Source organism: Desulfomicrobium macestii, from assembly GCF_014873765.1.
Lineage (GTDB): Bacteria > Desulfobacterota > Desulfovibrionia > Desulfovibrionales > Desulfomicrobiaceae > Desulfomicrobium > Desulfomicrobium macestii.
Genome location: NZ_JADBGG010000047.1, coordinates 1 through 22,963 on the forward strand (window position 1 = coordinate 1; position 22,963 = coordinate 22,963).

Genomic DNA, 22,963 nt, shown 5'->3' on the forward strand with positions numbered 1-22,963 from the left:
TCGCAGTGACGCAGTTACCTTCGACTTCAGGGGTGTGGCTTACCCCGAGGTGGACTTACACCACCCTGACAAAGCGCCTTCGCGGGCGCACTCATTCCCGCGCAGGCGGGAATCCATGCCTTGAACAGACGAACCTTGAAGCTCGGGGGATGGATCCCCGCCTTCACGGGGATGACGCTCGGTGAGACGGCAATCGACTATCACGACCTCCGTAAGATGGATCCCCGGCTGCGCGGGAATGACAAGAGCGTGTTCCGCCTCCTGGCCGACATCGCAGATGGATCCCCGCCTTCGCGGGGATGACGCTCGGTGAGACGGCAATCGACTATCACGACCTCCGTAAGATGGATCCCCGGCTGCGCGGGAATGACAAGAGCGTGTTCCGCCTCCTGGCCGACATCGAAGATGGATCCCCGCCTTCACGGGGATGACGCATGCCCAGGATGATGCGTGTCTGCCAGTATTCCACGCCGGATCCCACGCGACGACAGGCAGTCGGCAGGGTTGAATTCCCGACCGTTTGGGAATAGTGTCCTGTATGAGCGGGAAATATTCCCAAACGACAGTTTTTCTGCCTTGTCCCGATAATCGATTTTGGCCCTTTCCTTGCTCATGTCAGCGTCCTTGACTTTTCACGAGTCGGGGCCGTTTTTTTATACAAATTTGTCATTAATCACCTGTTTGCACCGAAAAAATATGACAATTATGTCACATTTCCAGGAGCCAGGTTTTGAACAGCAAAGGGAGTAGCGCGCTATGTGTCGATTGTTTGCGCTGACCAGCAGCGAACCCGTCTCCCCCATGGATGCCATCCGTGCCTTGGATGTCATGCGCGAGGGACACGACGGATCAGGAGTCGGCCTTTATTTGTCGGATCTGGGCGGCCCGTTCGAGTCCATGAAGGGCAGCCCCATCCTGTCGGGAATCTTCACCGACGCCGGTGTCGAACGTCTGGACGCCTTCATGAGCGCCAAGGGGTTCACCCTGAAGCACGACCTCGCCATCACGCCGAGGGGTCCCATGCCCACTTGGACGCCCCGGCGTGACCGCTACATCGTGCGGACCTATGACATCCCCGCCGCCTGGAACGATCTGAGCGAAGATGAAAAAGGCCTTGGCTACCTGAAGACCCGCCTTGAACTCAAGCACATGGGTCTGGCCGACGAGAGCATCACCGTCTTCTCCTTCTGGCCGGACACGGTCATGATCAAGGAGATCGGCGATCCGTTGCAGGTCGGCGAATATCTGGGACTGGACCGGCCCGAGATAATGAGCCGCCTCGTCCTGGCCCAGGGTCGCCAGAACACCAACTACGCCATCAATCTCTACGCCTGCCACCCCTTCTTCGTCGAAGGGATCAGCACCATGACCAACGGCGAGAACACGGCCTTCATCCCCATCCGCGACTACCTCGCAGCCCAGGGCATTCCCGGCTATGAAGGCTACAACTCCGATTCGGAAGTATTCACCCACATCCTGCACTACACGATCAAGAAGCTGGGCCTGCCCTTTGAAGCCTACAAGCACATCATCACGCCCCTCAAGGACCACGAGATGAGCGCCCATCCGGACAGGGAATTCCTGTCCAAGCTGAAGCAGATCTGCCGCCGCCTCATCATCGACGGCCCCAACTGCGTCATCGGCTGCCTTCCGGACAAATCCATGTTCATGGTCCAGGACAGCAAGAAGCTGCGCCCCGGCGTGGTCGGAGGCCGTCCCGGCATCTACGCGTTCTCTTCGGAGATCTGCGGCCTGGACCTGGCCATTCCCGATCGTGACAAGTCCCAGGATTTTCAACCCATGCATCTTGATTCGGCCATTGTCGGCCCGGACCGCCAGGAGATCAAAGTATGTCGGCAAACACAGCCATTAGCCCTTCCCAACTGAGCATCAAGGATCTGCCCTGGCAGATCGAGTGGAACAAGGACCGCTGCACCCTGTGCGGTCAGTGCTGCGCGGTGTGCCCCATGCAGTCCCTGGAGCTCGGCACCTTCCGCAAGCGCAGCATCAAGGTTCCGGCCGGGTTCAAGAACAAGCCCGAGAACGAGCACACCATCTATTACGGCATCCGCCAGCGCACGGCCCCGCACCAGGCCTGCGTGGGCTGCGGAACGTGCAGCATGGTCTGTCCCAACGACGCCATCCTGCCCATGCACTCCGATGAAAAGGACAAGCTGCGCTACCACGTGAATCTCGGCGGTCAGCCCCGCACCCGTGGCGGACGACGCAACGACAACAATTCGCTGCTGGACCAGATCAAGTTCATCCGCATCTCCATGCTGACCGACCCGGCCCTTGATTCGGGCCGCCATGAATTCGATCTACGCACCCTGATCGGCCGCATCCAGAGCCCCATGGAGGGCCTTGCCACCATCAAGGAACACGGCTGGGCGCCGCCCGTGCGCGAGATCTATCCGCTCATGATCGGCAGCATGTCGTTCGGCGCGCTCTCGCCCAACATGTGGGAAGGCCTGCAGATGGGCGTCGCCTACCTGAACGAGGAGCTGGGCATGCCCGTACGCATGTGCACCGGCGAGGGCGGCTGTCCGCCGCGCCTGCTCAGATCGCGTTTTCTCAAATATGTCATTCTGCAGATCGCATCGGGCTACTTCGGCTGGGACGAGATCATCCACGCCATCCCGCAGATGAAGGAAGATCCCTGCGCCATCGAGATCAAGTACGGCCAGGGCGCCAAGCCCGGCGACGGCGGCCTTTTGATGTGGCACAAGGTCAACAAGCTCATCGCGGCCATCCGCGGCGTGCCCACCGGCGTCAGCCTGCCCAGCCCCCCGACGCATCAGACCCAGTATTCCATCGAGGAATCCGTGGCCAAGATGATTCAGTCCATGTCCATGGCTTGGGGATTCCGGGTGCCGGTCTATCCCAAGATCTCGGCCACGACCACGACCAACGCGGTCCTGAACAACCTCTGCCGCAACCCCTACGCGGCCGGATTGGCCGTTGACGGCGAGGACGGCGGCACGGGCGCGGCCTACAACGTGTCCATGAACCACATGGGCAGCCCCATCGCCTCCAACATCCGCGACGCCTACCTGACCCTGTGCAAGCTGGGCAAACAGAACGAGGTTCCGCTCATCGCCGGTGGCGGCATCGGCAAGAACGGCAATCTGGCGGCCAACGCGGCCTCGCTGATCATGCTCGGCGCCTCGGCCGTGCAGATCGGCAAGTATGCCATGCAGGCCGCCGCCGGATGCGTGGGCTCGGAGTCCGATCGCTGCAACGTGTGCAACATCGGCGTCTGCCCCAAGGGCATCACTTCCCAGGATCCGCGCGTGTACCGCAGGCTCGATCCGGAGAAGGTGGCCGAGAGGCTGGTCGAGCTCTACGTCAGCTTCGACATGGAAATGAAGAAGATCTTCGCCCCCCTGGGCAGGTCCACGTCTCTGCCCATCGGCATGTCCGATGCGCTGGGGATCGCCGACAAGGACGCGGCGGACAGACTGGCCATCAAATACGTGGTCTGATGAGGGAGAGATATGCAAAGCACCATTCATATTGACGGAAAGGAAAACGGCGTGCGCCTGGAATCGCGCATCCTGGAGGAACGCATCCAGGACGCGGTCAAGGCCGGAGCCAGGGAGCTGACCATCGACGCCTGCGGCCAGCACGGTATCGGCGGGCGGTTATGGGTATCCAAGGAGGAGTCCGTCAGCATCAAGGTCACCGGCGCGTCCGGACAGCGCCTTGGTTCCCTGGGCTTCCCCGGCACGACCATTGAAGTCATGGGGCCCGGCTCCGACGACATCGGCTGGCTCAACGCCGGAGCGGAAATCATCGTCCACGGCAACGCGGGCAACGGCATCTGCAACGCCATGGCTCAGGGCAAAGTCTATGTCGGCGGCAACGTCGGCTCGCGCTGCATGACCATGACCAAGCAGAACCCGCGCTTCGCGCCCCCGGAGCTCTGGGTTCTGGGTGACACGGGCGACTATTTCGCCGAGTTCATGGCCGGCGGCACGGCTGTGGTCTGCGGTGTCAACGCCCACGATCAGGCCAACGTCCTGGGCTACCGCCCCTGCGTGGGCATGGTCGGCGGGCGCATTTTCTACCGTGGCCAGGAACAGGTCATAAGCAACGCCGACGCCAAGCACGTGCCTGTCGGCGACGACGACTGGGCCTGGCTTCAGGAAAATCTAAAGCAATACCTTAAGAAAATCGACAAGGCCGAGCTCTTCGACATTCTGGCCACCCGCGACCAGTGGCATCTGGCCACGGCCAAGTCGCCCTATGAGAAGGTCACCAAGAAACGCAAGAACATGTCCGACTTCCGTTCTCAGGTCTGGGACATGGAGCTTGGGCGCGGGGGCCTGGTGGGTGATCTGACCTCCCTGGACCGTTCGCCCATCGGACTCATCACCAGCGGTGAATTGCGCCGCTTCGCCCCGGTCTGGGAAAACTGCAAGTACATGCCCCCCTGTCAGGCCAGCTGCCCGTCGGGGATTCCGGTCCAGAAACGCTGGCAGCTGGTGCGCGAAGGCCGCCTGGCCGAGGCCGTGGATCTGTCCCTTGAATACACGCCTTTCCCGGCCACGGTCTGCGGCTATCTGTGCCCCAACCTGTGCATGGAGGGCTGCACGCGCGGCCTGGGCAGCCTGAAGCCCGTGGACGCCAAGATGCTCGGCAAGGAAGGCATCAACGCCCATCCGCCCATGCTGCCCCTGTCCTCGGACAAGAAGGTAGCAGTCATCGGCGGCGGCCCGGCCGGCATCTCCGTGGCCTGGCAGCTGCGCCTCAAGGGCCACAAGGCTTCCGTGTTCGACATGGACGAGAAGCTCGGCGGCAAGCTGCAGGCCTCCATACCTGCCAACCGCATCCCGCCCGAGGTGCTGGCTGCGGAGCTGGATCGGGCGCGCGAGATCATCCCCCATGTGCGCCTTGAGAAGAAACTCAACCGCGACGATTTCGAGGCCATAAGAAGCGACTACGACTTCATCGTCCTGGCCACCGGAGCTCAGCGTCCGCGCACCCTGCCCGTGCCCGGCAACGAGCGGCTCATCACGGCCACGGACTTCCTGAAAGCCTGCAAGCACGGCGACGCCGATGTCGGAGAGCGCGTGGTCATCATTGGCGCGGGCAATGTCGGCTGCGACGTGGCCACCGAAGCGGCCCGCCTGGGCGCGAAGAGCATGACGCTCATCGACGTGCAGAAGCCCATGAGCTTCGGCAAGGAGCGCGAGGAAGCCGAGAAAGCCGGAGCCCAGTTCCTGTGGCCCTGTTTCACCAAGGAAATCACGGCCGAGGGCGTGCTCCTGACCGACGGACGGGTCATCCCGGCCGACACGGTCATCATCTCCATCGGCGACACCCCGGATCTGGAGGCCTTTCCCGAGAACATCGCTCGTGAGCGCGGCTTCATCACCGTCAACGACGTCAACCAGACCACGGACCCGAAGGTCTTCGCCATCGGCGATCTGGTCAAACTTGGCCTCCTGACCCAGGCCATCGGCGACGGACGACGTGCGGCCCAGGCCATCGACGACATCATCAGCGGCCGCCGCCCCCTCTCGGTCACCGAGGACATGCACGAGGGACTCAAAACACGGCTTGAATACATGGATCCGGGCAACCACATGTCCGAAACCATAGACTACTCACGCATGAACCTGGCCTACTTCGACCCGCGCCTGGGCGCATTCGACAGCCTGGACCAGTGCGCCGAGGAGTGCTCGTCCTGCGGCGTGTGTCGTGATTGCGGCATCTGCGAGGCCATCTGCCCGCGCGGAGCCATCAGCCGCGAAGCCTTGCCGGACAACGAATTCGCCATGGTCTGCGACAGCGAGAAATGCATCGGCTGCGGCTTCTGCGCCGGAGCCTGCCCCTGCGGCATCTGGACGCTCATTCCGAATACGCCGCTGGAATAGGCGGATTTAAGAATCAGAGAAAACAAGGGGGAAGACGATTTCCCCCTTGTTTCATGTGCGGGAAGGATTGAAGGGAAGATACCTGGACGTTTTTCCGTACACAAATCTGCAAACATAGAAGGCTCGGCTCGTGCCGGTTCTTCTCTTTGCTTTGACAATCAGGATAGATGCGTTTTCTCAGCGATTGTAATATGCATTGAGCACATACTCCTGCACCATCCTCTGGGTGTTAAAAAATGATCCGTTGATGGCAATGGAGTAGGCCATCATGTCCATGAATCGGCCCCGATCGCTGTAGAAAAGGGGGATAACGGTATGCTCCAGCTTGTCGTATAGAGACGGGGCGTCCAGGGAGTGATCCCGCTCCTCTCCCTTTCCGTGAACCGGCTCCCCTATGGACCAGCCCGTCAAACCCTCAATGTGCCCCTCGATCCACCAGCCATCCAGCACGCTCAGGTTTGGGACACCGTTCAGGGACGCCTTCATCCCGCTGGTTCCGGAAGCCTCCATGGGCGGCTCGGGTGTGTTGAGCCAGATATCCACCCCGGCGGTCATGATCGCACCCAGCGTCATGTTGTAGTTCTCCAGATAAACAACTTTAATGTCATGCTTCAGGTCATTTTTGGCCGAGAATATTCTTTTAATGAGTTCCTTTCCGTTATGGTCACGGGGATGGGCCTTGCCGCTATAGACGATCTGGATTTTGCCGACCTCATTGGAGATTCTCTTGAGCCTCTCCATGTCTCTGAACAGGAGATCCGCCCGCTTGTACGTGGCGGCGCGTCGGGCAAAGCCGATGGTCAGTATGTTTTCATCCATGCCCACACCGGTTTCGTCGTTGACAAGGCCCATAAGCTGCTTCTTGCACTGCATGTGGGCGTCCCACAGTTCATTCCTGGGAACGCTCAAGGCGTAGCGCAGGCTGAAATTGTCCTGCCTCCATGAAGGAATCATACGGTCGAAAAGTTCTCGAAACGGTGCGGCGACCCAGGCGGCGGCATGGACCCCGTTGGTGATGGCGTCAATGGTATAGCCTGCAAACATGAGCCTTGAGATCTCGCCATGTTTTCGGGCCACACCGTTGACATAACGGCTGAGGTTGAGGCCCAGATAGGTCATGTTCAGGGTGGTCCCTTCATGGAGAACGCCTTCCAGGTCGAAGAAATCATCCCGCTCGCCGATGACCTTGCGTGCCAGCTCCAGCGGAAACTTGTCATGACCGGCCGGAACAGGGGTGTGGGTGGTAAAAACGCAATGGTCGCGGACCGTATCCAGGTCCTGCGCCATGATCGATTTCCTTCCGGCCTGTTTCGCCGCCTCGTCAAGCAGCGCCAGAGTCAAAAGGGCGGCATGGCCTTCGTTGAGGTGGAATGTGCTGATTTCCTGATAACCCAGAGCCCGGAGCATCCTGACGCCTCCGATACCCAGAATCACTTCCTGTGAGATCCGGTAATGATCATCCCCGCCGTACAAAGAGTGGGTCAGCCCCCTGTCCCACTCCGAATTTTCGGCAAGGTCCGCATCCAGAAAATAGATGGGAACCACGTAGCCGCTCAAGCACTGGGCATCGTAGCGCCAGGCCCGAAGGTGCACGGTCCGCCCTTCCACGGTGACCTGGGCGCGAGCGGACTCCTCTTCCAGCAACTCATCAAAAGCCCAGGAGGTGGGTTCCTCCCGCTGCCACCCGTCGGCTTCCAGTCGCTGCCTGAAATAGCCCTTGCGATAGAGAAGCGTGACCGCAACCATCGGCACCTTGAGGTCCGCTGCCGAACGGATCGTGTCTCCGGCCAGTACCCCCAGGCCACCGCTATACGTACATATTTTTTCGTCAATGCCAATTTCCATGGAAAAATAAGCCACTGAGCGATCTTTGATGTCCTGATTCATGTCTTTCTCCTGATGCTGGCAAGGTTCCGGGAGTTTCTCCAGGATTCATGAGGCCGGGTGCGTACGCTCTTGATTTTAAGGAGTGAAACTCTCATGGCCGTCACCCCGCGCTGTGCATGTGTTCTTCAAGATCCTGAAACCATGCTTTCATATAACCTCTCGGCATCCTCCCGCCTACATAGCTCCGATCCCGGGGTCATGACGGCTGCCGAACCGGTCGCCACTCCGAAAAGGACGGATTCCCTGAGCGGGTTTCCTCGGGCAAGGCTCAAGGTGACACCGGCAACCATGCTGTCTCCGGCCCCGACCTTGCTGACAATGGGCACGGTAGGCGGCAGGATGTGTTCGGTAAATTCCTCCGAAACCACCAGGGCGCCTGCCGCACCGAGAGAAATAATGAGCACCTCGCACCGGCCGCTCTTGACCATTTTCTGGGCCTCGGCCTTGATCTGCGATTCCTCTTTGATCTCTTCGCCGACCAGTTCCCTGAATTCGCGGACATTGGGTTTGATCAAAAACACCCCTTCATCCAGCGCTTCCTTCAAGGCTTTACCCGAAACGTCCACAATGGTTTTTGCCCCCCTTTTCTTTCCGATACGCGCGACCTGTGCATAAAAGTCAGTAGGCACGCCCTGCGGAAGGCTTCCGCTTGCCACAACATAATTGGGTGCGGGGTCGATGGCAGCAAGTTCCTGAAGAAATGACTCCCATTCGTTTTCCTTCAGTTTTGGTCCCGGCATTCCAAAGCGGTACTGCTGGCCGGTCGATTCATCCAAAATGACCAGACTCTCGCGGATCATTCCCGCGATGGGAAATGACCGATGGTTCAGCCCGTCTTCGTCCAGAAGTTCCTGAAGCCTCTTGCCTGTCATTCCCCCTGCGGGATAAAGGAGCTGGGATTTTCCTCCCAGTTTTTTGATGGCCCGACAGACATTAACCCCTCCGCCTCCTGGCTCGAAACGTGGCGGCTTGCAGTAGAGTTTTCGCTCTGCAACGACGTGATCAACACTTGAGCTCTTGTCGATCGTTGGATTTAAAGCAATGGATACAATGGTTTTCATGATTATAAACTCCCTGATCACCAACCCGATGCCGAACTTTCCGTAAGTTTGAAACCACTCTTGCGGAATCTCATATCGTCAACACGATGATCGACGAGATAAGCTTCGATTTTTCAACAAATTTATCTGAAGCCGAACCAGTCGTATCTCATCCAGTAGCATAGAATCATGGTCCCGAAAAGCAGATAGGCTCGCAAAAGGAGCTGCGGCGATTTTTGGCACACGGCCACCGCTTTTGCTTGCTCCAGCGCGGTGGGTAACCTTTCAGCTTTTTCTCATGAACATTCAGGATGATACCCAGCATAACGGCGCATGAAACGAGCCAGCGCCACTTGGCGTTGCGCTTTCTCATGTGATTTCAAAGCGATGCATAGGTTGATCGAGGATGAGAAATTAATAGCTAGATTCGAGAAGGTGCGCGCTACTACAACGTCAACTTGAGATGATATACCGGAAGGTCACTATCGCCGCAGCAGCCAGCGAAAAAAGCCTGAAACAAGAATGGTGAAAAAATCTGGATGTAAAAAATAAACGGAAACTATAAAGAATAGCAATCAAAAAAAATGTTCCCGCATCATTTATTGAATATTGCACGCATGGACACTGTCACAGCAAGCTTCAGCAAACCATTTGCGTCACTTTTGCGCATTCGATCGCATTCAATTGTTAAGAAAGATCCTTGCATGTGGGCATTTCGGTCAAGTCAACGGCATGGGAATATGGAATGAGCGCCCCGGTGGCGCAACGCAGCCAGATTGCTTCGCGGTGCGAGGCATCGTAGACGCCCTTGTTGGTCGGAAAAGTCCGGGCCACGGCTGCGATAAGGGCCGTTTCCGCTTTGCTGAGTGGTGAAGCGCTGGTCATGTCGGCCTTGAGTATCTCATCAACCAGATCCCGATAATTGTTCAGTTGAGGGCCCATCGGTAAAGCGGCGTACGTAGCCCCAGTCATCCCGCGGCCCAGATCCCTGAATGCGGCCATGTCGGCGTACCAGAGGTATTTAGCCGCATAGAGCATGCGGTCATCCTTTTTCAACAAAGGACGCTTCAGGAGATCCGCAAAGGTTTCAAGAACCAAACGAATTCGCGGGATGGAAAATTCACGGTTGCCAGTGTGCTCACTGCATGAATTGTCCAGCAGAAACGATCGCAGCAGGGTGTCCATCGACTTGCTCTGAACAACGCCGGTTTCCCAACGCTTGATACTGGCGACTCCGACCTCCAGGGCATCCGCCAGTGCCTGTTGCGACAAGCCCTTTTCCTGACGCAGTCGGCGAATATCTTCGCTTCCGAGCAAACCAACGATTTTCCGGTATGCATCGGCAAGCCGCTCCTGCATGACCGCCGCTTCTTCGATGTCAGCCAACTCAAGCCCGCATTCGGAGCACTGTTGCAACGTTGCAGTGTATGTAACCTCAACGCCTTTAAACAAAACATGCTCTTCAATCTCGATTTGTCTTACAAAACCCTGACAGTTGGGGCACGTCGTTGCCATATCCTGATTTTTCATGGACTTCTCCATTTAATTCGCGGCACTGTTTGAGACATGCAGCGAAACCAGATAAAAAAAATTATTCCGGAGTGAAAATTTGTAGTAAACACAGCGCTCAAATTTCGGACAGTTCAACGAAAAAGCCCACAAATCATGATTTAGTATGCATTCTTGGTAAGACTTTTGCGGAGGATGCTGACCTGCGTAGTGTTCCGGCCTTGTGTTATCCAGGAGATCCAATAAAACTTGCCGCAATTCATGTCCGATTGAATAGCCGAGTTGCAGCGCATGAGCGGTAATGATTCGGGGTTCAACAAGTTTAATGCGATTTTCGCGAACAGCGCTCAGAGCCGCGTGCAATTTGGTACTCAGTTCCTTGTGACTCGGTCGGTCCAAAACTCCCCCAAAAAATCCGAGGAGCAAAACCACGAACCTCGGGTGGATAATGGTATCAATTGATACCGCTGTCAAGTTGATAAACGCTCACACGCCAAAGATGTCATCCATGAAGCCGAGCCTGCCGTTAATCTTGGACCAGTCGGAATTCAAAACTGCTTTCGATCTGCCGCGCACGTCCCTCGAAATATTCGATCAGATTCTGGACAAGCTCTTTTTCATTCTTTTCGTATCTCGGAAGGTTGCAGACGACTTGCCTACAGCAAATTTCCATCGCGTACACGTGTGATCACAATCACGGCAAGCGCCAGAGACCTTGGTTCTCTGAAATACGGAAGCATCCCAGCATCGCAAATGCCGACATACTACCAAAGCAGTAGCGCCCCGCTCTCCCTTTTTTCAGGGACGCAAGCAGGAGTTCATCGCCGCCAACCGGCACCAAGACCTTGAGCACGAGCCCTTCGGCCGCCCCATCCAAAACATTGTTGACCAATGATTTTCGCCAAGGCATCAGCACCAGGAGCAGGAGGGATTTCATGAAAGCACGCACCCGTATCATGCAGACGCCGGATCTGGGGCTTCCGCCGACCAGAACCGTCAATCCGGAACTTCATCGCGGCTCGACCGTGTATTTCGACTCGTATGCGGATCTGCGCAGTGCCGGCCTTGGAGAATATGGCGGGGTCACCTATGGCACCGACAGGCTGCCGCAGCAGCGCATTCTCGAAAAGGCCATCGGCGAACTTGAGGGCGCGGCCCTGACCCGCGTCTTTCCCTCGGGCATCAGCGCCATAAGCGAAACCCTGCTGGCTTTTGTGCAGGGTGGGGACCATCTGCTCGTCTGCGACAATGTCTATGGACCGACCTTACGCTTCTGCCGTGAGGTCCTGGGCAAATTCGGCGTTCAGACCGATACCGTGCCGGGCAATGCGGGAGCGGACATCGCAGGCTACCTGCGTCCGAACACCCGGCTCATTTTCCTGGAATCGCCGGGCTCGAACACGTTCGAAATCCAGGACATACCAGCCATCACCGGCATCGCCCGCGAACGCGGCATCCTGACCGTCCTCGACAACACCTGGGCCACTCCCCTGTTCCTCGATCCGTTCGCCCTTGGCGTGGACATCTCCATCCATTCGGTCACCAAATATCTTTCCGGCCACTCGGACGTCCTGATGGGCTCGGTCTCGACCACCGCCGAACACGCCCAAACCCTGGACAAGGCTTACGCCTGCCGGGAAATCTACGGTTCGCCCGACGACTGCATGCTGACCCTGCGCGGCCTAAAGACCCTGCATGTCCGCATGAGGGAGCACTTCGCCTCGGCCCTTAAGGTGGCGCAGTGCCTGCAAGACCATCCGCTGGTCGGCGACGTGCTCTATCCGCCCCTGCCCTCGCACCCTGAACACCATCTCTGGAAGCGCGACTTCAGCGGCGCGTCCGGCCTTTTCGGCATTACCTTGCGTCACGAATATGCCCCGGAAGCTCTGGGCGCGTTTCTGGACTCTCTTGGTCTTTTTGGGATGGGATTCAGTTGGGGAGGATACAAGAGCCTGATCACGGCCGGAGTGCCCGCAAGAAATCTGGGCGGCCGCCATCATGGGCAAACGATCATCCGCCTGCATATCGGACTCGAAGATCCGGAGGATCTGATGGTAGATCTGCGGCACGGGCTGTCGCTGCTTGAAAAACAGACACCACTTGAATGATGCGCCCGTCAGACCCGGCGACTGGCCATGACGTGACGCCATGGGCTCCGCATATCCGGGCGCTTCCGTCAGACCCGGCAAAGGGAGCCTTCGTCCGGCCGTTTTCAAACCTCCTTAAAGCCCCACCTTGTAGCGTTTCATCTGGCTCCAGACGCTGGTGCGGGAGATTCCCAGAATCCGCGCCGCTTCGGACTGGTTTCCGTTTGCCTCGCGCAGGGCCTGCACCAGGCGCTCCCTCTTGATTTCATCCAGGCTTCTGGCCCCGACATCGGCAGGGGCGCACACGACTGCCTCGCTCATGAGCTCCGTCGGCAGGTCACGGGGTTCGATCATGTCCGTCTTGCAGGCCACGAAAGCGTATTCGAAGGCGCTCCTGAGCTCGCGCACGTTGCCCGGCCACGGGTGGCGCAGGAGCAGATCCATGGCCTCGCGCGAGATGCCCTGCACCTTCTTGCCGGACTTGAGCTGCATGCGCAGGAAAAACGAGGAGGCCAGCAGCGGAATGTCCTCGCGGCGCTCGCGCAGCGGTGGGATGCGGATGGGGATGACGTTGATGCGATAGTACAGGTCCTGGCGGAACAGGTTCCTGGCAATGAGGTCCGGCAGGTCGCGGTTGGTGGCGGTCAGAATCCGGGCCTGAACCGGGATGGACTTGTGGTCGCCCACGCGCTCGATGACCTTCTCTTCAAGCACGCGCAGGAGCTTGACCTGGGTACTGGCGGGCAGATCGCCGATCTCGTCCAGAAAGATGTCGCCGTCGCCCGCGCTCTCGAAGCGCCCCATGCGGTCCTTGTGCGCCCCGGTGTAGGCGCCCTTGACATGCCCGAAGAGCTCGCTTTCCAGAAGCGACTCGTTGAGCGCCGCGCAATTGACCTTGATGAAAGGCTTGTCCCGGCGTGGTCCGGCTTCATGGATGGCCTTGGCCACCAGCTCCTTGCCGGTGCCGCTCTCGCCATAAATGATGACCGGAGAGTCGATCTGCGCCACGCCGTCGATAAAGTCGAAGACCTGCTGCATGTTCGCGGCCCGGCCCACGATGCCGTGAAAGGAGTCTTCGCGTGAGATCTCGCGCCGGAAGGTCTCAAGCTGCTGCTCCTTGTCCACAAGGTCGGAGATGTCCGTCATGGTCTCCACCGCCCCGATTATCTCGCCGTCCCTGTCCTTGAGCACCGAGGCATTCTTGACCACGGGCACGCGGGAACCGTCCTTGCGCATCAGGGCGCACTGCTGCTTGCGCAGCTCTCCCTTCTTGAACATCACGCACCAGTGACACTCCGGAATCCCGCGTGCCAGCTCGCAGGACGAGCAGCCGAGGATCGTGCACGAAGCCCCGATAAGCTCATCGCGGGCATACCCCGTCATGCTCACCAGCCCCTCGTTGACGGACACGATCTTGCCGTCCGGCGTGACGATCATGATCCCGTCCTGAATGGTGTTGACCACGGTCTTCCAGTATTGATTCAGATCCTCGTCCATCCCCTTCGCTCCATGCCACCTGTTTTATTTGTGAACAAACAACCTGTTAAGGTGTTTAGTTAATGAACATGCAAAACGCAACAGCGAAGCGCCAATCAAGCATTTTGAATCGCCTACACGCACATTTAAAATAATTATTTCGGCATGATAAGCATAATTAAAATCTCGGGATCACCAAAAGGAAATTCTGGCACGCCGCTGGCTATGGGAGAAATGTCGGCGCGGCCCGGCGCATGAGGATGACTGCCATGACCAAGTTAGACATGCGGAACACAATGGATTTTTTCGGGATGCTGACAGCGTGCGCACTGATCAAAAGGCTTGAAGCCGGTGAGTCCATGCTGATCCTGGCCAATGACAGGGCTTTTCTGCCCGATCTGCGCAGAGTGCACCCGGAGTGCAGTTTTCAGCTGGTCCCACCTCATGAATTGAAGGAAGGAGACGATTATCTGTTTCAGGTCAGAAAAATCTGAACCAGGCAGACTTCTCAACCCAAATCGCAAGGAGCAAGCCATGTCTACAGTAACAGTCAATTGCCCGTATTGTCAGGAAAGCATGACCGTAAATCAGGGAGACGACTATGCCCCGCAATTCCACGCATGCCGCAAATGCAGACGCAAGTTCATCGTGGAGCGCGGAGCGAACAGGGTAAAGGTCATGAAGGAAAAGGAAGCTCCGTGCATGAGCAATCCGGACTGCCGGGAAATTGAAACCAGCGCCACGTGTGAAGAATAGCAACACAAAAATGAACAAGGAAGAAAGGTGATGTGGAAGATACTGCAGACGATATCTAAAAATCTGGTCTTGGCCATCCCCACAGTCATGATCCTGGGATTCGTGAGTGGGCTCCTGGGTGACGCGGCATGGCTCAAGAATCTCATCGTGCCCTTCACCTTTCTGATGGTCTACCCGATGATGGTCACGCTGAAGATCAATCAGGTCTTTTCCGGCGGTGATCTGAAGGCACAGATCGTCACCCAGATCGTCAATTTCGCCATCGTTCCCTTCATGGCCTTTGGAGTGGCCTGGATCTTCTTCCGCGACCAGCCGTACATGATGCTCGGCATCGTGCTCGCCGGTCTGGTGCCGACCAGCGGCATGACCATCTCCTGGACCGGCTTCGCGGGAGGCAATGTCGCCGCCGCCGTGAAGATGACGGTCATCGGGCTCACGCTGGGTTCCCTGGCCACGCCGTTCTACGTGCGCTCCCTGCTCGGGGCGAGCATCGAGATGGATGTCAGCGCCGTCTTTTCCCAGATCGCACTCATCGTCTTCCTGCCCATGGCTCTTGGCTACGCCACGCAGCGACTGCTGATCCGCGTTTATGGCCAGAAAACATTCGCCGAACGTCTGGGACCGCGCTTTCCCGCCCTGTCCACCCTCGGCGTGCTCGGCATCGTGTTCATCGCCCTGGCGCTCAAGGCCAGGACCATCATGGGCGCGCCCGCCATGCTGCTGCAGATCCTCGCGCCCCTGGCGATCATCTATGGAGTGAATTTCGCCCTGAGCACCGTCCTGGGACGAATCATCCTGCCACGAGGCGACGCCATCGCCATGGTTTACGGCACCGTCATGCGCAACCTTTCCATCGCGCTGGCAGTAGCCATCAACGCCTTCGGATCCCAGGGTTCCGACGCGGCCCTGGTCGTGGCCATGGCCTACATCATCCAGGTACAGAGCGCCGCCTGGTACGTGAAGCTGACCGATCGCCTCTTCGGACCGGCACAGCCAAAAGGCATTTTTACTCCCCAAACCGCAAGCAGGAGCTGACACCATGCTGCCCGAATATAAACGCATTCTCTATGCAACGGACCTCTCCGAAAGCGCGCGCATGGCCCTGCGGCACGCCGTTTCCCTCGCCAACTGCCATGGAGCGGCCATGACAATCCTGCATGTCGTTCCGGATCTGGTCGAGCTCATGAGCGGGGACGCGGGTTTTGACATTGAAAGCCATTTCAGCCGCGCCGAGTGGGAAACGATCAATGCCACGGCCACAACCAGGGCCAAGGAAAAAGCGCGCGAAAGGGTGCGCGAGATGGCCTCCGAATGCGCCACGGACAATCCCCGCTGCCCGGTGTCCGGGGCCGAACTCAAAATCCAGACCGGAGACCCGGCCAAACGCATCCTGGCCGAAATACAAACCGGAAACTATGATCTGGTGGTCATGGGAGCTCATGGTCGCGGAACATTCATGGACATGCTGCTTGGATCCGTGGCAAACAAGGTCGTAAGGCTCAGTCCGGTGCCGGTACTGACTGTGCGCCTCCCCGTGGAGAAAGCGACAGGATGAGTCGACAGCGTACGGGAAAAGGCAGGATCCCCGCCTGCGCGGGGATGACGTCCCTGACTCGCCTTCGAATTGTGAAGATTTCGGCAGGCAGGATCCCCGCCTGCGCGGGGATGACGTCGGGGAGGGACGGCTGGATTCTGGATATTTCCGGATTGCCGCAATGGCGGATACCGTTTTTACAGACACAAGACGCGGCACCGCAGTGAGCGCGGTCGACGCCCTTGTACACTGTCATCTCCGCGCAGGCGGCGATCCATTCCTTTGAACATCAGACTACGAATACTTTGGAGAAACGCATGAAAGTCAACCGCAGATCCTTCCTCGCCTCCGGCCTCGCCGTTGCAGCAGGGGCCGCCCTGGGCCCGGCGAAGGCGCGCGCCCAAGGCGCCCGGGCCGAAGAGGTCGAACTGGCCACGCTGCTGGACCTGTCCAAATGCATCGCCTGCGGCGCGTGCGTGGAAGCCTGCCGCGAGACCAACGGACACAAGTTCCCGCAGCCGAAAAAACCCTTCCCCAAGATGTATCCATCCAAGGTCAAGGCCGCGGACTGGTCGGATCGCCAGGATGTGGACGACCGCCTGACTCCCTACAACTGGCTCTACATCCAGACGGCCACGGGTGAATACAACGGCAGGCCCTTTGAGCTCAACATCCCAAGACGCTGCCTGCACTGCCAGAATCCGCCCTGCGCCAACCTCTGCCCGTGGGGTTCCGCTTCCAAGGACAGCCGGGGCATAGTCAGCATCAACGACGAAATTTGTCTGGGCGGCTCCAAGTGCAAGGATGTCTGCCCCTGGCACATCCCCGAGCGCCAGACCGGCGTGGGCCTTTACCTCAAGCTCGCGCCGAGCTTCGCGGGCAACGGCGTCATGTACAAGTGCGACCGCTGCCGGGACCGGGTGGCCCTGGGTGAAACCCCGGCCTGCATCGAAGCCTGCCCCGAAGGGGTCCAGACCATCGGCCCGCGGGACGAAATCCTGGCTCAGGCCCGTGAACTGGCCCGGCGCACCGGCGGCTTCATCTACGGCGACACGGAAAACGGCGGCACCAACACCTTTTACGTCTCCCCCGTGCCCTTCGACGTTCTGGATCAGGCCATTGAAAAGGGTCCGGGCAAGCCGCATCTGGCTTCGGCCGGCAACCCGTTCGAAAAAGAGGAGCTGCTGGCGCGCGCCGTCTATGCGGCGCCCCTCGTCGGAGTCATGGCCGGCGTGCTGCATCTGGTGCGCGGGGCCACCTCGGAGGACGACAATGAATAAGCTCACCCTGCTCTTTCGCCTGACCGTGGTCGCGCTGCTGTTCACGGGCTTCGCCCAGATGCCCATCTTCGCCCGCTATTATCTGGCGGACGTACCGGGCTTCGCATGGACGGCGGACTACTATTTCAACCACGTGCTGCATTATATCCTGGCCATCGTGCTGCTGGCCATTCTTGGCTGGCGGCTGCCCCGCATCCTGACCCGCAAGTCCTGGACGGCAATGGGTGTCATCGTTGGCCTCTGCTGGGCAGGCATCGTCGTGACCGGCATCATCCGAGTCATGAAGAACCAGCCGGAGAGCTATTTCTCTCCCACGCTGGTCATGTGGGTGGACTGGAGCCATCTCGGATTTGTCATGCTTCTTGGAGCGGCGAGCCTGATCCGTTCAAGAGCCCGGCCCGCATCCCTGAAAAGGTGATCCAGGCAAAAACCTAACATATCACTTTAAGTTTTTTCGGCGGATTCATTCCTGCCAACATGACGCGCACCGGGCGATCGGGGGCGTGGCGGGGGCTCTTGTTTCAAAATTCAACCAATTTGACCAAAAGGAGACGAATATGATTGCCAAACGCATTGTCGTGATCGGAGGAACCGCCGCCGGACCAAAGGCAGCGGCCCGGGCCAGCCGTCTTGATCAGAACGCGGAGGTCATCCTCCTGCAGAAGGCCCCGGAGCTGTCCATGGCATCCTGCGGATATCCCTACTACGTGTCGGGAATGTTCAAGGAGCGCGAAAAGCTGCTGTGCACCCCCTCCGGCGTAGTTCGCGACCCGGCCTTCTTTGCCGGCGCCAAGGGCATCACCGCCATGGTCGAGACCGAGGCCGTGAGCATCGATCGTGAGAGCAAGGTCGTGAGCTGGATCAATGCCGCCGGAAACAATGGCCTCCTGGCCTATGACAAGCTCATCCTGTGCACCGGCTCCGTGCCCAAGATGCCTCCCATCCCCGGACGCGACCTCAAGGGCGTGACTACCCTGCACTCCATGGCCGACGCCGACGCCATGCGCAGCTGGGCCGAGCATTCCAGCGGCAAGAAGGCCGTGGTCATCGGCGGCGGACTCATCGGCATGGAGGCCTGCGAGGCCCTGTGCCATGCGGGTGTCGATGTCACCGTGGTCGAGGCCCTGCCGCAAATTCTCGGCTTTCTGGATACGGAATTGGCGCTGCTGGTGGAGAATCATGCCCGCGCCAAGGGTGCAAAGATCATTACCGGCGTCGGCCTGTCGGCCCTTGAAGGCGAAAACGGACAGATCGGCTCCGCTCGGCTGGCAGATGGACGGGTGCTGCCCTGCGACCTGGTGGTCATGGCCATCGGCGTGGCTCCCAACACGGCCCTGGCCAAGGCCGCGGGCCTTGAAATCGGTGCATTCGGCGGCATCGCAGTCAACGACTTCATGGCCACCTCGGACCCAAACATCTACGCCGCCGGTGACTGCGTCGAGATCACCAACCGTCTCACCGGCAAGAAGATGCTTGCGCCCTACGGCGACCTGGCCAATCTGGAAGGCCGCGTGGCCGGAGAGAACGCGGTGCTCGGCGATTCGGTGCGCTTCCCCGGGACCATCGGCAGCGGCATCTGCAAGGTCTTCGACTTCACCGCCGCGTCCACAGGTCTCTCCGAACGCCGCGCCAGGGAGGCGGGCTTCGACGTGGTCACGGCCATCAACGCCAGCCCCGACAAGCCCGGCTTCATGGGCGCCAAACCCCTGGTCTCCAAGATGGTCGCGGATCGCGCCACGGGCCGCATCCTCGGATTCGCCTGCGTGGGTCCCGGCGACGTGAACCGTCAGGCCTCGGAAATGGCCGTGGCCGTGGCCGCGGGCTGGACCGTGGACGAGATGGCCATGGCCGACCTGCCCTACGCGCCGCCCTACTCCCAGGCCATCGACCATGCCATCGCCACCGCGCACATCCTGCAGAACAAGATGCGCGGACTCATGACCGGCATCTCCAGCGTCGAGGCCAAGGCCCTGTTCGATGCGGGCGGTCCGCTCTACATCCTGGACGTGCGCGGCCACGATGAATTCAAGGAAAATCAGCTCGGCCGGGGCGAAACGCTCATCCCGCTCGGCCAGTTGCGCGGACGCGTGAGTGAATTGCCCCAGGACAAAAACGCGACCATCCTCTCTTTCTGCAAAGTCTCCATGCGCGGCTACGAAGCCCAACGCATTCTCGAAAGCGCTGGCTACACCGACGTACGGGTCATGGAAGGCGGCCTCATGGCCTGGCCCTACACCAACGAACAATAGTTTCTCCGCCCTTTAACTGATTGAAAAATTGAAAATTCGCAGACGCAGCAGATCGCCCTTTTGGGGCGGCCTGTTAAAGAAAACGAAAGCCCCCGGACAGATTGGCTGTCCGGGGGCTTTTGTCTGTTGATTCAAGGGGCTTTTGCCGCGTCCACGCAATTTTCACGCGGCAGGACATCAGCTGACTGTCGAAAAAATCCAAATTTGCAGGCTGTTGTCGCGGCGTAAGGGTTGCCCTGGAATCGGAAGAATCCCCCTGTCCCGCTACTCCACTTCTCCCCAAGCTCTGGCGCTGCGCTCAACCTTCTTGCGCACGCCCGTCCAGTCCGTTTCGTGCGCAAACATGGACTCCGGCAGGGCGACCAGCATTTTTTCGTACAGACTCAAGGGGACCGTGAACGTCAGTTCGTCGGTTTTCATGAATTTTCTCGCAGACGGATCCATCCCGCCGAGCACGGCCTTTTCCACACCCTGCGTCTGGTAGTACAGCGGCCAGCCGATTATGTTGGTGCAGCCTGCGCCAAAGGGCGATGCCACGCAGTCCATGTCGCCCGTGGTAAACACCGCCTGGACGAAAAGCCCTGTCAGCACTTCGGGCCGGGCGAAAAAGATGACGAACTCGGGCTCGTCGCCGTCCGTAAACTGCGACAGGGGCTTGAAAATGCAGTATTTGGCAGGAGCCTTGCGCGGATTCACCTTCTCCATGAAGGCCCGCATGGCGTCGGGCCCCGGCATGTACCGCTCGCCGTGCATGGGCGTGCCCGCAAAGCCCGTTGACACGTAATGTTCGATGAAGCGCAGATGCGGCTTCATCATCGAACAATAGTACACGCCGCCCGGACAGCCGTATTCCTCGGCGGAAATGAACGCCGCCCCCTTCTTTTTTCGGGCCAGCCAGATATTGCCCATGACACAGGAAAAGGTCTTCATGACCGCCAGCATATTGAGCTCTCTTCGATCCTCCAATTCACGCGAGATGGGAGTGCCCGGCTTCGGACCGTATGCGTTGTCCGGCTTCGTGTCCGAATAGTAGACGCCGAAGAGCTCCTCGCGGAGTCCGAGATGCTCCATGAAGGTTGCGGTGCCACCGAGAATGAATTCCATTGCCATGTCGTCCTCCTGGTCGTCAGAAATCTGCTGTAAGACGGTAGAGTTGCTCCATGCCATGATAACAGCTAAAATAGACGGAATAAATAGAGAATCCAGGGGCAGATCCTGAATCTTAAATCATCCTATTTTCCGAAGAATTTTACTCACTATTGTTGTGGCGACTTCAATATTTTCGGATACCAACTCGGCGCCCGAGGTTGGCTATGAGTAGCTAGCAGTCTTTTTTTATGGAAATATAATCAAAACCTCGCCCCGAATTCCGCAATTGCGTGACATGTTGCCCTTGCAATTCCCCCAGTTTATTATACAAACTTCCTGAACATGAATTTATTCACCACATAACACACATACGATTCATTTTTTTTCACGCACAACCAAAGTGCAAGGATGACATGGATGATACAAGAAATCGAACATAAATTACAGACACGACATCTTTCAATAGACGACTACGATGCTTTGCGAGATCTCCACAAACGGGTCTACAAAAGCCTCGACACCCCGTGGACGCAAAAGCAGATTGCCTTGCTGACCAGCATCTTTCCCGAAGGACAGGTTTGCATCGAGGACAATGGAGTGATCGTGGCCATCGCCCTGTCCGTCATCATCGATTTCAGCCTGTTCGGCGACCAGCACACCTATGACCAGATTGTCGGCAAAGGCACCTTCAAATCCCACGACCCGGAGGGGGACTACCTCTATGGCATCGAGGTCTTCGTGGATCCGGAATACCGGGGCATGCGACTGGGACGGCGCCTTTACGACGCGCGCAAGGAGATCGCCGAGAATCTCAATCTCAAGGGCATCCTGCTGGGCGGGCGCATTCCCGGCTATCACAAGGTATCAAAGGATATGACGCCCCAGGAGTACATCCTCAAAGTCAAAAACCGTGAATTGTACGACCCGGTGCTCACCTTTCAGATGTCCAACGATTTCCATGTCCGCAATCTCCTCGACGACTACTGGCCGGGCGACCACGAATCCCGAGGCAATGCAGTGCTCCTGGAATGGATCAACATCTATTATCGGAAAAAGACGCGACTGGTGGGGCGCACCAAATCCATCGCCCGTCTCGGAGTGGTCCAGTGGGAGATGCGTCGCTTCGAATCCTTTGACGACTTTATGCAGCAGGTGGAGTTCTTCGTGAACACGGTCAGCGACTACAAGGCGGACATCATCCTCTTTCCCGAGCTGCTCAATGCACCGCTTATCCGCATGTTTGATGACCTGCGCCCCACCGATGCCATGCGCCGACTCTCGGAATACACCGAGCCCATGCGTCAGGCCATGACTGAGATGGCTCTGAGTTACAACATCAACATCGTCGCCGGAAGCGTGCCTCAGCTCCAAGAGGATGGCACCCTGCACAATGTCAGCTTTCTGTGCAGGCGCGACGGCACTTGGGACAGCCAGGCCAAACTTCATATCACCCCGGATGAGGATGCACACTGGGGCTTCACGGGCGGACACGACCTTAAGGTCTTTGAAACCGACGTGGGCAAGATCGGCATACTCATCTGCTATGACGTGGAATTTCCAGAACTGGCCCGGTTGCAGACCCTGAAGGGGATGAAGATGCTGCTGGTCCCGTTCTGGACAGACACCAAGAACGGATATCTGCGCGTTCGCCTCTGCGCGCAGGCCCGGGCCATCGAGAACGAATGCTTCGTTGCCATCTCAGGGAGCGTGGGCAACATCCCCAAGGTGGAAACCATGGGCATTCAGTACTCTCAGTCCGCCATCTTCACCCCGTCGGACTTCCCCTTTCCTCATGACGCCATCGCCTCGGAGGTGACCCCAGGCATCGAGACCACGCTGATCACCGACGTCGATCTCGACCTCCTCAAGGAACTGCGCACCCTGGGCAGCGTGCGCAACGTCACAAGCCGGAGGACCGACCTCTATGAACTTCGCTGGAAAGGCGAAGAGTAAGCTATAACGCCGACAAGGAAATAGTCAGCCCTGAAGAACATCGCAATATGCTGAAATTATTTGGTCACAGGGTAAGATCTTGAATCTTGAATTACCCCATTTTCACACCCGGCCGTTGTTCACAACTTAGTTGTGTGCGTCAAGTTCTGCAAATTCTTCCACAGCATAACGGGTATGCTCAAGCATATGGCGACCGAGAATGGGCCCATCCAGAGCTCGTC

At 58.4% G+C, this 22,963-nt stretch carries 18 protein-coding genes; 12 read left to right on the plus strand and 6 right to left on the minus strand.

Going from position 1 to position 22,963, the window contains the following annotated elements; all coding sequences use genetic code 11:
- Window positions 1-756: 756 nt before the first annotated feature.
- The 3 genes from H4684_RS18915 to H4684_RS18925 are packed head-to-tail and all read left to right on the plus strand — an operon-like array spanning window position 757 to window position 5,882.
- Window positions 757-1,887, plus strand: coding sequence for a class II glutamine amidotransferase domain-containing protein (locus tag H4684_RS18915; protein WP_092191545.1), 1,131 nt, complete (start codon window positions 757-759; stop codon window positions 1,885-1,887).
- Entirely contained in the window at window positions 1,851-3,485 is a 1,635-nt protein-coding gene (locus H4684_RS18920; protein ID WP_192624931.1) for a glutamate synthase-related protein, read from the plus strand. Before H4684_RS18915 ends, H4684_RS18920 begins: the two co-directional genes overlap by 37 nt.
- 12 nt (window positions 3,486-3,497) lie before the next feature.
- On the plus strand, window positions 3,498-5,882 hold the full coding sequence (locus H4684_RS18925; protein ID WP_192624932.1) for an FAD-dependent oxidoreductase: 2,385 nt from the start codon (window positions 3,498-3,500) through the stop codon (window positions 5,880-5,882).
- 177 nt (window positions 5,883-6,059) lie between these two features.
- On the opposite strand, the gene glgP is transcribed toward H4684_RS18925, so the two are convergent.
- The 4 genes from glgP to H4684_RS18945 form a co-directional block, all read right to left on the minus strand.
- Window positions 6,060-7,769, minus strand: coding sequence for an alpha-glucan family phosphorylase (glgP, locus tag H4684_RS18930; RefSeq protein ID WP_192624933.1), 1,710 nt, complete (start codon window positions 7,767-7,769; stop codon window positions 6,060-6,062).
- Window positions 7,770-7,894: 125 nt separating this feature from the next.
- Window positions 7,895-8,851, minus strand: a complete 957-nt coding sequence (locus tag H4684_RS18935) for a 1-phosphofructokinase family hexose kinase (protein WP_318779661.1) — start codon at window positions 8,849-8,851, stop codon at window positions 7,895-7,897.
- A 645-nt stretch (window positions 8,852-9,496) separates the two neighbouring features.
- Complete coding sequence (locus H4684_RS18940) at window positions 9,497-10,339, minus strand: type II TA system antitoxin MqsA family protein (RefSeq protein WP_192624934.1); 843 nt, start codon at window positions 10,337-10,339, stop codon at window positions 9,497-9,499.
- Window positions 10,340-11,012: 673 nt separating this feature from the next.
- Complete coding sequence (locus H4684_RS18945) at window positions 11,013-11,255, minus strand: hypothetical protein (RefSeq protein ID WP_192624935.1); 243 nt, start codon at window positions 11,253-11,255, stop codon at window positions 11,013-11,015.
- On the opposite strand from H4684_RS18945, the gene metC reads away from it, so the two are divergent.
- Window positions 11,254-12,426, plus strand: a complete 1,173-nt coding sequence (gene metC / locus H4684_RS18950) for a cystathionine beta-lyase (RefSeq protein WP_192624936.1) — start codon at window positions 11,254-11,256, stop codon at window positions 12,424-12,426. The two genes, H4684_RS18945 and metC, sit on opposite strands and share 2 nt — an antisense overlap.
- 114 nt (window positions 12,427-12,540) lie before the next feature.
- On the opposite strand, the gene H4684_RS18955 is transcribed toward metC, so the two are convergent.
- On the minus strand, window positions 12,541-13,902 hold the full coding sequence (locus H4684_RS18955; protein WP_092191530.1) for a sigma-54 interaction domain-containing protein: 1,362 nt from the start codon (window positions 13,900-13,902) through the stop codon (window positions 12,541-12,543).
- A gap of 248 nt (window positions 13,903-14,150) precedes the next feature.
- Here H4684_RS18955 and H4684_RS18960 point away from each other — a divergent pair, with 248 nt between their 5' ends.
- From H4684_RS18960 to H4684_RS18990, 7 genes are all read left to right on the plus strand, one after another.
- Window positions 14,151-14,375, plus strand: coding sequence for a hypothetical protein (locus tag H4684_RS18960; RefSeq protein WP_092191528.1), 225 nt, complete (start codon window positions 14,151-14,153; stop codon window positions 14,373-14,375).
- A gap of 40 nt (window positions 14,376-14,415) precedes the next feature.
- A complete protein-coding gene (locus H4684_RS18965; RefSeq protein WP_192624937.1) occupies window positions 14,416-14,637 on the plus strand; it encodes a hypothetical protein in 222 nt (73 codons plus the stop codon).
- A gap of 30 nt (window positions 14,638-14,667) precedes the next feature.
- The gene (locus H4684_RS18970) at window positions 14,668-15,672 is read left to right on the plus strand and encodes an arsenic resistance protein (RefSeq protein ID WP_192624938.1); all 1,005 of its coding nucleotides are present in this window, start codon (window positions 14,668-14,670) and stop codon (window positions 15,670-15,672) included.
- Between the two features lie 4 nt (window positions 15,673-15,676).
- Entirely contained in the window at window positions 15,677-16,192 is a 516-nt protein-coding gene (locus H4684_RS18975) for a universal stress protein (protein WP_192624939.1), read from the plus strand.
- 296 nt (window positions 16,193-16,488) lie between these two features.
- Window positions 16,489-17,451, plus strand: a complete 963-nt coding sequence (locus tag H4684_RS18980) for a 4Fe-4S dicluster domain-containing protein (RefSeq protein ID WP_192624940.1) — start codon at window positions 16,489-16,491, stop codon at window positions 17,449-17,451.
- Window positions 17,444-17,869: a hypothetical protein gene (locus H4684_RS18985; protein WP_192624941.1), complete on the plus strand. Its 426-nt coding sequence runs from the start codon at window positions 17,444-17,446 to the stop codon at window positions 17,867-17,869. The genes H4684_RS18980 and H4684_RS18985 overlap by 8 nt, the downstream gene beginning before the upstream one ends.
- Before the next feature lie 139 nt (window positions 17,870-18,008).
- Window positions 18,009-19,700, plus strand: a complete 1,692-nt coding sequence (locus H4684_RS18990; RefSeq protein ID WP_192624942.1) for an FAD-dependent oxidoreductase — start codon at window positions 18,009-18,011, stop codon at window positions 19,698-19,700.
- Window positions 19,701-19,964: 264 nt separating this feature from the next.
- Here the strand turns inward: H4684_RS18990 and H4684_RS18995 are convergent, their stop codons facing one another.
- On the minus strand, window positions 19,965-20,810 hold the full coding sequence (locus H4684_RS18995) for a DUF169 domain-containing protein (RefSeq protein WP_192624943.1): 846 nt from the start codon (window positions 20,808-20,810) through the stop codon (window positions 19,965-19,967).
- Between the two features lie 396 nt (window positions 20,811-21,206).
- On the opposite strand from H4684_RS18995, the gene H4684_RS19000 reads away from it, so the two are divergent.
- A complete protein-coding gene (locus H4684_RS19000; RefSeq protein ID WP_192624944.1) occupies window positions 21,207-22,742 on the plus strand; it encodes a bifunctional GNAT family N-acetyltransferase/carbon-nitrogen hydrolase family protein in 1,536 nt (511 codons plus the stop codon).
- The last annotated feature ends 221 nt before the right edge of the window (window positions 22,743-22,963 follow it).

Excerpts from the sequence above, each read along its gene's own strand:
- H4684_RS18915 (WP_092191545.1), top strand. The coding sequence starts at position 757 with ATGTGTCGATTGTTTGCGCTGACCAGCAGCGAACCCGTCTCCCCCATG.
- H4684_RS18920 (WP_192624931.1), top strand. The coding sequence starts at position 1,851 with ATGTCGGCAAACACAGCCATTAGCCCTTCCCAACTGAGCATCAAGGAT.
- H4684_RS18925 (WP_192624932.1), top strand. The coding sequence starts at position 3,498 with ATGCAAAGCACCATTCATATTGACGGAAAGGAAAACGGCGTGCGCCTG.
- glgP (WP_192624933.1), bottom strand. The coding sequence starts at position 7,769 with ATGAATCAGGACATCAAAGATCGCTCAGTGGCTTATTTTTCCATGGAA.
- H4684_RS18940 (WP_192624934.1), bottom strand. The coding sequence starts at position 10,339 with ATGAAAAATCAGGATATGGCAACGACGTGCCCCAACTGTCAGGGTTTT.
- metC (WP_192624936.1), top strand. The coding sequence starts at position 11,254 with ATGAAAGCACGCACCCGTATCATGCAGACGCCGGATCTGGGGCTTCCG.
- H4684_RS18945 (WP_192624935.1), bottom strand. The coding sequence starts at position 11,255 with ATGAAATCCCTCCTGCTCCTGGTGCTGATGCCTTGGCGAAAATCATTG.
- H4684_RS18955 (WP_092191530.1), bottom strand. The coding sequence starts at position 13,902 with ATGGACGAGGATCTGAATCAATACTGGAAGACCGTGGTCAACACCATT.
- H4684_RS18960 (WP_092191528.1), top strand. The coding sequence starts at position 14,151 with ATGACCAAGTTAGACATGCGGAACACAATGGATTTTTTCGGGATGCTG.
- H4684_RS18965 (WP_192624937.1), top strand. The coding sequence starts at position 14,416 with ATGTCTACAGTAACAGTCAATTGCCCGTATTGTCAGGAAAGCATGACC.
- H4684_RS18970 (WP_192624938.1), top strand. The coding sequence starts at position 14,668 with ATGTGGAAGATACTGCAGACGATATCTAAAAATCTGGTCTTGGCCATC.
- H4684_RS18975 (WP_192624939.1), top strand. The coding sequence starts at position 15,677 with ATGCTGCCCGAATATAAACGCATTCTCTATGCAACGGACCTCTCCGAA.
- H4684_RS18980 (WP_192624940.1), top strand. The coding sequence starts at position 16,489 with ATGAAAGTCAACCGCAGATCCTTCCTCGCCTCCGGCCTCGCCGTTGCA.
- H4684_RS18985 (WP_192624941.1), top strand. The coding sequence starts at position 17,444 with ATGAATAAGCTCACCCTGCTCTTTCGCCTGACCGTGGTCGCGCTGCTG.
- H4684_RS18990 (WP_192624942.1), top strand. The coding sequence starts at position 18,009 with ATGATTGCCAAACGCATTGTCGTGATCGGAGGAACCGCCGCCGGACCA.
- H4684_RS18995 (WP_192624943.1), bottom strand. The coding sequence starts at position 20,810 with ATGGCAATGGAATTCATTCTCGGTGGCACCGCAACCTTCATGGAGCAT.
- H4684_RS19000 (WP_192624944.1), top strand. The coding sequence starts at position 21,207 with ATGATACAAGAAATCGAACATAAATTACAGACACGACATCTTTCAATA.